This is a genomic window from Paraglaciecola sp., from assembly GCF_030730205.1.
Taxonomy (GTDB): Bacteria; Pseudomonadota; Gammaproteobacteria; order Enterobacterales; family Alteromonadaceae; genus Paraglaciecola.
Genome location: NZ_JANQVQ010000193.1, coordinates 1 through 12,450, shown reverse-complemented (window position 1 = coordinate 12,450; position 12,450 = coordinate 1). Strand labels below are relative to the sequence as shown.

8 protein-coding genes and 1 pseudogene are annotated in these 12,450 nt (G+C 39.5%); 4 read left to right on the top strand and 5 right to left on the bottom strand.

Annotated features, from left to right (window positions below; translation table 11 throughout):
- The 3 genes and pseudogenes from NWQ57_RS13035 to NWQ57_RS13025 form a co-directional block, all read right to left on the bottom strand.
- Nucleotides 1-464 (bottom strand): annotated as a pseudogene (locus NWQ57_RS13035) (hypothetical protein); the annotation flags it as partial.
- 42 nt (nt 465-506) lie between these two features.
- Nucleotides 507-2,174: a S8 family serine peptidase gene (locus NWQ57_RS13030; RefSeq protein ID WP_306022585.1), complete on the bottom strand. Its 1,668-nt coding sequence runs from the start codon at nt 2,172-2,174 to the stop codon at nt 507-509.
- Between the two features lie 8 nt (nt 2,175-2,182).
- The gene (locus NWQ57_RS13025; RefSeq protein WP_306022584.1) at nt 2,183-3,148 is read right to left on the bottom strand and encodes a hypothetical protein; all 966 of its coding nucleotides are present in this window, start codon (nt 3,146-3,148) and stop codon (nt 2,183-2,185) included.
- 402 nt (nt 3,149-3,550) lie between these two features.
- On the opposite strand from NWQ57_RS13025, the gene NWQ57_RS13020 reads away from it, so the two are divergent.
- From NWQ57_RS13020 to NWQ57_RS13005, 4 genes are all read left to right on the top strand, one after another.
- Nucleotides 3,551-6,385: a TonB-dependent receptor domain-containing protein gene (locus NWQ57_RS13020; protein ID WP_306022583.1), complete on the top strand. Its 2,835-nt coding sequence runs from the start codon at nt 3,551-3,553 to the stop codon at nt 6,383-6,385.
- Nucleotides 6,386-6,447: 62 nt separating this feature from the next.
- Nucleotides 6,448-7,758, top strand: a complete 1,311-nt coding sequence (locus NWQ57_RS13015) for a serine/threonine-protein kinase (RefSeq protein WP_306022587.1) — start codon at nt 6,448-6,450, stop codon at nt 7,756-7,758.
- Nucleotides 7,748-9,208, top strand: a complete 1,461-nt coding sequence (locus NWQ57_RS13010; RefSeq protein ID WP_306022582.1) for a hypothetical protein — start codon at nt 7,748-7,750, stop codon at nt 9,206-9,208. Before NWQ57_RS13015 ends, NWQ57_RS13010 begins: the two co-directional genes overlap by 11 nt.
- 9 nt (nt 9,209-9,217) lie before the next feature.
- Complete coding sequence (locus NWQ57_RS13005; protein ID WP_306022581.1) at nt 9,218-9,802, top strand: sigma-70 family RNA polymerase sigma factor; 585 nt, start codon at nt 9,218-9,220, stop codon at nt 9,800-9,802.
- Between the two features lie 212 nt (nt 9,803-10,014).
- Here the strand turns inward: NWQ57_RS13005 and istB are convergent, their stop codons facing one another.
- Entirely contained in the window at nt 10,015-10,770 is a 756-nt protein-coding gene (istB, locus tag NWQ57_RS13000) for an IS21-like element helper ATPase IstB (protein ID WP_306022580.1), read from the bottom strand.
- Entirely contained in the window at nt 10,760-12,277 is a 1,518-nt protein-coding gene (istA, locus tag NWQ57_RS12995) for an IS21 family transposase (RefSeq protein WP_372340922.1), read from the bottom strand. Before istA ends, istB begins: the two co-directional genes overlap by 11 nt.
- Between the last annotated feature and the right edge of the window lie 173 nt (nt 12,278-12,450).

The following is a 12,450-nucleotide window of genomic DNA, read 5'->3' as shown; positions in this document are numbered from 1 at the left end:
TCGATAGCATCAAGTTTGATCCCACCAATATTAGCCTGAAGTACCCTGTTGATTTCAGGCGAGATATTATTTCTTTTGGCCAAAATATTTGAAAATGACATACCATTGAACGCGCTGGCAGCTTGATCTAGTTGTGACTCCACCCACATGGCAACTGTTTTAAAGTCGCTCTCAGGTAACGTTGACGAACCAAACACCAAAGCATGTTCAGTTTCAAAGTAGTAATTATTAGCTTCTCTGTAACAATGCTCAGCGTTAGAGCCAAATTCGTTACTGTACAAGGAATCAGGTCCGAAGTTGTTACCGAAATACACATTGGTATTAGACGACTCTTTAAACTGCCCATTTTCAACAACTAGTTCAACTTCGGGAGTTAGTTTAAATTCTGAATCTTTACTGCCACCACACGCTGTAAGCGTTAAGGCAGAAAAAGTTAGAAATACAGCTTTAATTTTCTGATTCATGAATGTTCCATTTTTTATTAATTGAGGATTTTATGTTTGAATTTATTCGCAAATTTCAGGTTTATCTTGCGTTAAATTTGAAATTTTGATGGCTGTTCCACCAAAGCAACGTTCGTTGTTACACACCCTGACACCATAGTCATTTTGTTCTAGGTCAAGATTAGCAACGAGTAAACGGGAAGACTGAGTGGTCATAACAACCGCACCGTTTTCAAAAGTCATAGCTTGTCCTTTGGGGTATTGAAGTATGTCAAAACGAATGTCACTACGATTGCTCTGATGAATGGGCAAACTTACTTCAAGTGTGGAACATAAACGCTGAAGCTCATTATCGTCAGTTATGTACAATGTGTTGTCACAAAACTGGGAATTGCTAAGCGCTGGTTTGATTGAAAGGATACCGCCCGTTTTGTATGCTCGCATCGCAAGATGAAACTGTTCTGCATCCAATATGCCTGGGCCACAACGAACACTGTCATCGCATTGACCAGGAGCAAAAGAAGTGGCTGTGGCGGCGAGGAAAAACTTTATTTCTGCGGGAGTTAGAGGACCAAACTCAGCTACTGCGTTAGCAATCACTCCCGTCACGATTGGCGTGGCAAAACTAGACTCTTCCCAGTAACCAATTTGCTCAGGGTACGCTGTCATACCAGCTATATATTCACCTAGAACCACAATGTCGATTTCTTTACCAAAATTGCTGGTAGGAAACAAATCTCCTTCTCTAGTGGCAGCCGCTACATTTATAACACCATTGCAATTGGTAGGCGTGAACTCAGAAGCATCGATTTGGTTATTACCAATAGCGACAACAACAGGCACGCCTTTAACGTTTGCTTGGGTAATAGCCTCTTGCAAATAGGATGGACAGGTTTGTGCTTGACCGCCTAGACTCAAATTAATGACATCGACAGTGGCTAGAGGTTTCCTAATTTCATCGACTTGCTCACCCAATTGCCACCGTATTGCGTCGGCTGAATCGGATAAAAATCCGCCACCGCAGGCCATTGACCTAGTAGCAATAAAGTCCGCGTCTGTTATGCCTGCAAAACCGATATTATTATCTCTAGTGGCAACAGCAACACCAGCAACACCAGTCCCGTGTACGGTGCACTTCTGTCTTCCTTCTGGGCTATTGTTTAACCCTTCAGGAATGTAAAAATATTCGCCACGCTCTCCACCATAGGTCTGACCATCGGCCTCATATTCGACTCTACTCATGTTGTAACCATCAAGATAAGTAAGGTCGGGATGTTGATAGAAGCCGCTATCAATAACGCCAACAACAGGCCTACGTAGGGGCGAAAGTGCCCTTACACTAAAAAGTACATTGTTGTATCCGAGGTAAGGCGAATCTTGTTTTAGCCAATGGACTTGCTCACTAAAATACTCATCATTGGGCGTGTAATCAGTGTCAGTTGAGGACTGCGAAGATTTACCTAGTACTAATTTGTCATACCTGCTAATTATCTTACCGTCAGAGTTATACGCCTTGGGCTTTATTTTTGGTGAGGAAACAAAAAGGTCATCCTCGATAATATATGATGTATTTTTGCTTTTGAATTTCTCGACTTCAGCATTGGAAACAGAGATTATTTTCCGCACATTGTTTTCATTTGTAACAACCAATTTTATATTCTCATTAGCTAAAGATTTTAATGGCACATTAAAAAGCAACAGCGCAGCTAAAATAACGACTAATATTTTCATGTTTTTTCCTAAATTTTTTCGTCAACTGAGCAAGCATTATTTTGGGTAGATAGTATCCTTTCAAGAAATGCCCATTCGCTTTTGAAAACCCAACTTTCATCGGCCCAGGTGCCATAATTCGCGTTACCATAAAATAACGAAAACCTGTCTCCTACGTGGGAAAAATATAAGGTTTGAAATTTAGGAAGATTGGAAATACTGGTGCTGTTTAAATCGGTCAGTAAGCTGAAAAATAGTTCATTTTCGCTCGATAAACTTGTTTGGGCATTGCTAAGAAATTGATCAAATTCGGTTTCTGTCAAAGAATCTTTTTGGCTTAAGAGCGATTTATAAATCGTTTCAAATTCCGAAAGACCTGAATGAGTAATGGTCTCGGCCAATTGAGTGAGAGAATTTTGCAAAGCACTGCTGGCTTGGTGAGAAAGAGCACCCGTCAAATACCCTTTATCAGCAACAAAGTTACTAATACTAGTTAACTCACTACTGTAAGAATAATCTTCTGCATCAGACAGAAACTCTTCGATAGTTGCGAGCTTTTCGTTCAATGACTGATTAATAATTCTTAGAGAGATTTGATGGGTAGCGGTCACAGCTCCATCTGTCACCGAAACATCAACAACATTCTCTTCGTTGAACTTCCCTGAAACGTCTGCAACCTGTATCGATATGTCAAACACTGAAGCAGAGCGACTATTAACAGTAAACGATATAACTTCTGGCGTCTCAGAGAACGAAACCGATAAAGGCAAGTTACTTGAGTAATTTATATCCAAGATTATCGATTGTGAGCTGCTCTCAGTAATATCAACAGTTTCTGGCAATGAAAAATCGATAGTTGCCACTGATGGAGGTGAAACAATAACAGGCGCCTGAATTACTTGGCTCGGTTCTGTATCACTACCACCGCCGCAAGCAAGCATTAAAAAGCTTAAAGCAAAGATTGAAGTGCCTTGCAGGCATCTTGTTAACAGCATAAATGTCCTATTTATATAACAAACGTAAATGACTCAAGGTGATAGACACTGAACTTTTGTTGAGATTTTTTCAGTGTCAACTCAAGCTCATCAAGTTGGAGTTCTTTATTTCGCTGTCAAATTAAATGTCACAACATGCAATTGAAACACACGTAAAAAGTGGTAATAGCCACATATATTTATTTAAACGTAGGGATATCATGCGCTTGTGTTTGGTTTTTGAGCGGTTGGACCAGTTAGACCAATCTCTTGTTCAGGTTAGAATTTTTCCGTTATAGAATGCCGTTCAACTTAAAGAGAACCAGCAAGTTATTTGGATGAAATGACAGGGCCACGTGTATTGGTCGCGCTAAAATTCTTTGCTCCCTTCATAATAATTATGACATTTCTACAGGATATAAATTGAAAAGTAGTAACCCTAATTTATCTTGGCTAAATTTAGTCGCTTTATCATTGATATTTATGTCAATTCATTATCAAGCAAATAGTGCTGAAATAAGTTTGGAGCAACCAACCGAACGCATACTGGTAACTGGTTCGCGAATAATGCAACTCAAAGATGAGACTGCAAGCCCAGTCATTGTGATTTCTTCAGAAGATATCAAAGAGAAAGGATTCAATAGCATTTATGAAACTCTCCAATCTGTATCTGTCGCAACTGGCTACAATTTAGGTCAAGCTGTTGGAGGAAGTGCCAGAAATGCCGAAACGATCAATTTAAGAGGTTTAGGTCCAAATCGCACATTATTTCTTTTAAATGGCAAAAGAGTAGCAAATTACCCAAGAGCATTTAACGGAGACTACAATGTATTCAACGTTGCTAGTTTGCCTGTTTCGGCGGTAGAAAGAATTGAAATTGTCACAGCGGCTAGCTCATCAATTTATGGTTCTGACGCGATGGCTGGTGTAGTTAATATCATCACCAAACAGAATATAGACGAAACAATAATTGATTCCCGTATATCGCGCTCAAGTAAAAATGACGCTGACCACAAGCGGTTTTCTATAGTTACAGGAAACACTAATACCGATTCAAGTTGGACCTTAGCGATAGAGTATGACAAGCAAGAAGGCCTCATTGGAAAACAACGTGATTGGCTTGATGATCGCTTTGACACTCCAGCAGATCTTGCAGGCCAATCAGAGTTCAGAACGTCATTGCCTCGTGCGTTAAGTGTATTTCAAATTAGTGAAGAAGAAACATTAGTTGATCCAGGGCGGGAAGTTTGTTCCCAGTACGAAAATTTAACTTACACAGGTTTCTTTGTGGGCAATTACTGTGGCAGAGATGGTACAGGTGATAATTCTCTTATCAATGATAGAGAAAACGTCTCCATTTATTATTCTGGCGAATATGACTTATCTCAAGATTTAACGTTTTCGTTTGATATGCTGTATTGGAAAAGCAAGGTCTTTCGTGTAGGTACGCGCGGTTGGTACTCCGAGGAATTGAAAGACGAAGTTATTACTAGCGAATATTGGGAAGGTGATGGAGTGTTCATCGCTAATGACGGATTTGCTTATAGCTTGTCCAGAGAATTTCAACCTGAGGATTTGCTAGGAGGGGAAGGCGCAAAAGAACATTTTGATGAAGACGTATTCAATGTGTCGGCCTCAGTTGAGGGCCTTCTTGATAATCGTTATAAATACGAGATATTTGTAAGCAGCAGTCTCGCAAAAAATAAACAAACGAGTTTTCAGTTGAAAAAAGAAATTGCTTCTGATTATTTTGTTAAACAAAATCCTATCAATGGAGAATTATCTTTCGATATTCAAAATTTTTGGAGACCTCTGGAACTTGACGACTTCAACACAATTTTCGGATTAGACTCATCACAATCAGATAGCCACGTAACGACATTCGGTAGCACTTTAACTGGGGCATTTATCGGTTTCGACAACTTACCCATTTTATTTGCTACGTTTGCAGAATATGAAATGTCTAAATATGATCTTAATGAACATCCGAGAACACTTGGCAACGTAGGTCAAGGTTGGGTAGGCAAAACAGGAACACAGGGTAGTGGAAGTAGAAATCGTTATGCAGTTGGTTTTGAAATAGATGTTCCCTTTACAAAATTTTTAAGTGCTTCTTTATCTGCAAGGTACGATAGATTTATTGACAATACTTTAGTTAAAGGCGCTCCCACTTATAAATTAGGCCTTAAATGGCAACCCATGCAGGCACTCCTGTTCAGAGTGAGTCATGGAACAACGTTTAGAGCACCTGATTTACACAATATATATAAAGGAATTTCTGGTTCAACTGAAAATTATTTTGACTTTGTATTAGCAGACTCTTGCGACGCATTTAACCAAGGACGAATAGAAGATGTACTCATTAGCCAAAATAACCCAGATGCTTTGTCGAAAGCGTGCAACCAAAATATTGAGTTTTCGGGCAGCTACAATATCGTTAACGAAAGTTCAGGGAACGAAAACCTAAAGGAAGAAACTGGTTACTCAAGTTCTCTGGGAGCAGTGTGGCAGCCTACATCCGCCACAACTATCTCATTTGATTTATATAAATTAAAAATAAAAGATGGTGTGCTCCCTGACTCTTTGGATAATTTTAATTACTGGGATTGGGAATGCAGAGCTGGGTTTCGAGAGCAAGGCTCTTCGCAATGCCAACAAGTTTCAACAAACATAGAAAGAAACGATTCTAATAATCTTGACACTCTTAAGATAGAAAAGATCCGCAGCAGTTTTATTAATACTACAATGGAAAAAATGGTGGGTTTTGATGTTTCGATAGATACATCAACAAATATAGCAAATTTTGCTATTTTACGATTGGCATCTTCCTATACGCATACTCTGAAACATTCATTTCAAATGTTTTCAGATGAGCTTGAAGGTAAAAATTACAGAGACAGCTATTTTAACTCAAGTTTTCGTTCCAAAATTAATTCAACTTTGAGTGTAGAATTTGACTCTTTTGACTTTTACATTACTCATATTAGATATGGGTCTTTGCCCAACAGCGTTGATTATGGTGACTGGGATCAACTTGAACAAAAAAGATATTCTCCATTAAACTTTTATAATCTAGGGATAAATTACGAAATCGACTCACAGCAGAATATAAAATTTGGAATATTAAATGCTTTTGATAGCAGAGCGCGTTCTGATGCGTCAGAACAAAACTTCCCTTACTTTAAGTCATTTTCATATCCTCAAAACGCTATTATTATTGGCCGACAATTCACGTTGGCTTACCAAGTAACGATTTAGCGTAGTCTTCAATAGGTGGACTAATTTTTGTCCACCTAATCAGGTGAAGTATATTGAAAGTTATGACAGCAACCAGCACAGAAATTTTTTATAATCTCATCAGTTTAAATGACACTGAAAAGCTCAATTTAATCGAGTCAATTCGCTATGACTCACCAACGCTTTATGAAGAAGTGATCAGACTAATAGACGTTGAAAAAAATTCGTTGAAAAATTTGACTCACCTATTTGCAAAAAACGCGCACGATATGCTCGATAGTCAATCGTTTGTCGGTGAAAAAATAGGCAAGTATATAATAAAGAAAAGGATTGGTGAGGGTGGAATGGGGGTTGTGTATGCCGCACTCAGATGTGATAACACCTATCAGCAAGAGTTGGCTGTAAAATTTTTTCGTCCTTCATTGCTCGAAATATTTGGGCGAGATTTGTTGTTCCTAGAGGCTCAATTACTTGCTTCGATAAATCATCCATACGTAGCAAAAGTATTTGATGCAGGAGAATATCAAAGTCATGTTTTTATCGTTATGGAACGTGTCAATGGTGACAACTTAGCAGTTTACAAACGTACACATAAAGCTGATTTGTCCACACTCCTAAATCTGTTCATCAAAATATGTGAAGCCATAGAACACAGTCATCAAAATCAGGTGTTACATGCTGACATTAAGCCTGAAAATATAATCATCGATGAAAATGGCAATCCAAAAGTTATTGATTTCAACATAACGCAGAAATTATGCACCAAAGAGACGCAAAACACTTTGCTTGCCCTCAGTAAAGGTTTTGCTAGCCCTGAACAAGCAAATGCTGAACACCTTACTCACCAAAGTGATATCTACTCACTTGGAAAGCTGCTTAAATTCTTATTAGAGGGGTTTCGTTTTTCAGCTGATCTTACTCAAATTATCGAAAAGGCAACAAGGCACAACCCTAAGGAGAGGTATGGTGTTGTATTCGAATTGAGAAGCGATATTGCAAATTTTCAAGAAAAACGACCTATAAGCAACAAAAAGAATAGGCCGTTATACGTCACCCAACGATTGGTTCAGCGCCATCCCATTAGTGCGGTATTATTTACTCTGTTTATTTTTAGTCTATTCAGTTTTACCGTCGTTATTGTTGATAAAAATTATAAGCTTACACAAGAAAAAGAACTGACAGAAGACATGATGCTCGAACTAACGAATCTGGTTTTTTACGGAAAAAATGTCGAGCACGAGCAATCATTTGATTCCATTCTAGATTTGACTCGAAAACGAGTCATTGCGAATCAGTCGCTACCCGCTGAATTAAAACAAAAAATGTTACTGTCGATGCTACAGCCATTACCAAAAAAGCAAAAAATAGAAGTTGAATGCCAAGATGACTGTTAAGAACGCTGGCAGACAGAGGTTAAAAGTAAGTATTGTTTCCTTGGGGTTGTTGTTGATTCTGTTCATTTTTTTAAAATACGATAATGTGAAGAGGGGACAGATTATATCTCCCCGTATTTCAGGGCTATATTATAAAACAAGTTCTGGATCACATGGTTTTACCGATAATGGCTTTTTTTATTATAAAGATGGAGACAACCTAGACTTTTATTTGGCTGCTGGAAATGGCAGTCAATTTACATTGGGAACCATTACTGCTCAGTCACAGATAAGTATATCAATGCTTTCGGTTGCGCCTCGCAGAACCGCAAACGTAATACGACTATTGGCGATGCTAGACAACACTCCAGATGATTTGCAACATATATCCATCAATCAAAAGCGCATAGAAAAAAATAATTTCATTACAGAATTAGCCAAAATTGATTTTTATTCCCTTAATCTGGAAACTAAACACCTTAACGACGATTGGCCGACTGAAACACAGGCAATGGGCTACTTATCAGCCCCCGTTAGTACCGAAGCAAACAGCTTTAATACTGACGAAATACTGTTTACACCAGTCAATGAAACGATAAAAAATTTTCATATACAGCTGAGAAATTTTAACGGTGAGCTTTGCTTTTATGACCTTTCCAAATATGAACAAAAAGACTATTTTGGGCCGATAGGAGAAACGACGTTTAAAGTCACATCAACTGGGATCTACGAATACCAAGACATTGGTGATTTCTTTTGGGGGTGTAATTTACAGTCAGGCGAATCTACTACCGAAACTCAATTTCATTTGATAGATAACTTCGACCAATTTGAAGGAATAATTGGTTGTGCCGCTACAGGTTGTAAAAGAAGTGACCTCACGGGGTTTTCAATTGAAAATTACCATGACGGAAACGAGTATAAATTCCGCTCTATGGCAATAAATTTTGATTCTAAAACAAACATACTAATTAAAAAGGTACAGGGTTTGGGGCCAAACGATAAAATCACCGTCCCAAATAGAGGTGAAGCAATTCAATTTTCTGTGCCATTGAAATACAACAAGCCCATCGACTTTATAGGCAATTGGATTGAAACAAAATATTTAGAAAATGGAAACATTGAGCAAACGTGTCTTTTCATCAGTAAAGACTCTTTTTATTCTCAAGCTGCTGTCAATGGAAGTTGTGATGCCAAAATTGTTTACGATAACAGCAATGTCCAGGACTTATACAGGGACATGTGGTGGCTTAAAACAAATAGTAGAAAGGCTAACTTAGCTCAATTAAACACAACCGTTAAATGGACGGATAGCTATGGACAGCCACACTATACGACATGGGAATATCTCCCCGCAGGAGAAGATTGGCAAGCTGGCTTGTTATTTAGATTTGAAAAACGCATGATTGAAGACGTACTAGGGTCACAGAAGATGAATATTGTTAAGATTTCAGAATTTCGAAAGCTGTGAGTTAATTGAATGTCAGAAGAAGAAATAACCAATCTAATTAAATGTTGGCAAAATGATGAAGCGCCCGAACGAGATATCCTTCTTGCCCTCGCTTATCAGTTTATCAAGGATATGTCGGCAAACCATTATTCGAACTTACCTGAAGACGCTAACACACATTTACTTTGCCAAACATCGACTGATTTGGCTCATGATGTATATATTAAACTAAAAAAATCTGAACAACTTCTTCCTATTGAATCCGTCAGGCAGTTTTACGCATACATCAATGTGACTGTAAGAAATTGCTTTCTTGATAGCTACCGTTCTAGTTCATCAACAAAGTATAGGCCTTCCAGTAAAACAACTCTCACTTCAACTAATGCTATTAACCAAATTGGTAGTAGTGTTGAGAATGATGTTGAATTATGGTCGATAAGCACTCAACTTGAGACTTTAGGAATCAAATATCCCAGAGCTGCTGAAGTCATTGAACTTAGATATTACTCTCAGCTTCAAAATAAGGAAATTGCACGCATGCTTAATATTTCTGTCAGGACAGTTGAAAACGATTTACATTTTGCAAAAATTTGGCTTAGTAAAAATTTGGCTTAGTAAAAATATCTATAATTTAATAATGCCTACAGCACCGAATTATCTAAATATTTATGACATTTAATTCGGTGTGAAGCCTAAACTTTGTTCGCTATTTCTATTCACTTTCAAATGATTAAGCATGTTAATTTGTACTTAAAACTGATCCACGATTTGCATCTAAAACTGATCCACCCAAGTAGTCTTATATGACCATATTCATGTTTTAGTTTCTAGCGCTTTTTCTCCTTTGATTTTTTAGTGGATTCTTTAAATCTGTAACTGTCATTACCCGTTTCTATGATGTGGCAATGATGGGTTAGCCTGTCTAACAAGGCCGTTGTCAATTTTGCATCACCAAACACTTTTGACCATTCAGTGAAGTTCAAGTTGGTGGTGATAAGTACACTGGTTGTTTCGTAGAGTTTACTGAGTAAATGAAACAGTAATGTGCCACCTGCTTGGCTGAAGGGAACATAGCCTAATTCATCTAACACGACTAAATCACAATTCGCTAAACGATTTGCCATTCGGCCAACGTGGCCCGCTTGTTTCTCTAGCTCTAGTGTATTGACCAGTTCGATGGTTGATAAAAAGCGTACGCGATATTGATGGTGCTGAATGGCTTGTACGCCAAGTGCCGTCGCTAAATGGGTTTTTCCTGTGCCAGGGCCACCGACGAACACTACATTTTGGCAATCTTCGATAAACTCGCAGCGATGCAACCCTCTGATGAGGTATTCATCGACCTCACTTTCGCTGAAGTCGAAGCCATAGAGGTCTCTGTACACAGGGAATCTGGCAGTCTTCATTTGGTAGGCGATACTGCGCACTTCTCTATCGGCTACCTCAGCTTTTACAAGTGTGTCGAGTATGGGCAAGGCTTGTTTGTATGCAGGTGAATCTTGCGATGTTAACTCGGCAACACTGCTTGCCATACCGTGTAATTTAAGTGTTTTAAGGGTGTGTAATAAAGCTTCAGTGTGCATAACGTTTTCCTCTTAATGTGTCATAGCGTGATGTATCGCTGGTCGGCTCTGTGATTAATTGCAGACCTTTAGTCATCGGAACTGGCGCAGGTGGTGAAGGGTTAAGTAGTCGACTTAGGCAGTTCATGACATGTTGTTTGGAAGGGCAGCCTGCGTCTAAAGCCATTTCAACCGCCTTCACAACATCGGCTTCATCGTGATGTAATATCAGCGATAACACCTCAACCATCTCCCTATCACCACGCTCCCGTTGCAAGAGAATGGATTGCAGATGTTTAAAGCTATCTGGCATGGCATTAAACGGTCCGCCATTGCGCAGTGCGCCCGGTTTACGTTGCGCAACCAGCAAGTAGTGTTGCCAGTCATATATTATTTTACCCGGTATATCATGGTTACTTATGAACACACGGTTGTGCTCTGCTATTTTCTGGCCTTGTGCAATAAAGATAAGACGACTTGGGTAAACTTGCAGACTAATACGCCGATTAGCGAAGCTGGCGGGCACGGAGTATTTATTGCGGTCGAAGTTGACTAAGCAGGTGGAAGATACCTTTTTACTGTGCTCAATGAAGCCATCAAATTGGGCATTCACTTTCATCAACTGTCGTTGCTCTTGATACCATATAGCCTCAATGGTGCTATCTGTGAACTGCGGGTGCTTGCGTGTTTGCCAGTCTTTTATACATTCAGTTTCTAGCCAATCATTGAGTTCAGTCAGTGAGCTAACACGCGGCAGGCGTTGCCAAATTACTGAGCGAGCATCACGAACATTCTTCTCTACTTGGCCTTTTTCCCATCCCGCTGCCGGATTGCAGAAGTCTGCTTCAAACAGATAATGACTGACCATGGTCAGGAAACGGCGATTAACAATGCGCTCTTTACCCCTTTGCACCTTATCAACAGCTGTTTTCATGTTGTCGTAAATACCACGCTCAGGCACGCCATTAAACACCCTAAACGCATGATTGTGGGCATCAAACAGCATTTCATGACTTTGGGTAAGATAGGCTCGTAGAATAAAAGCACGGCTATGGCTGAGTTTGAAATGAGCGACTTGCAGCTTGGTTTTACGACCATCAATAAAGGCATAGTTTTCGCCCCAATCGAATTGAAAGGCTTCACCTGCTGCAAACTCTAATGGCACGTAAACTTGATTGGATGCAGCTAATCGCTGCTCTTCACGCCACTTGCGTACAAATGCAGCAACTCTGTCATACGAGCCTGAATAGCCCAGTGGCAATAAGTCCTCATAAAGGTTTTTAACGGTTTTACGCTCTTTCCTGCGCCGCCTAACGTCACGCTTAAGCCAGCTAATAAGCAGTTCTTCGAACTCATCAACTTTACCCAAGCTCTGCCGCTTGGTGTAAACAGGCTCAGCATTTTCCTTTTTGAGATAACGCCGTACGGTATTGCGAGATAATCCAGTGCGTTTAGTAATTTCTCGTTGGGACAAACCATCTCGAAAATACCATCGACGCATAACACTTAATAATGACACATCTATCACTCCACATTCTCCTGCTTAGGGACGGCAGGAGGTATTAAATATGTGGATCAGTTTTAGATGCAAATTAGGGGGTAAAGTGGATCAGTTTTGGATGCAAAATAACAGTTTCGCATCAGGGACAGCTACTTGTTGGCTACACTTGCGAAGAATGAGCCAGCGAGTAGATGTCCCTG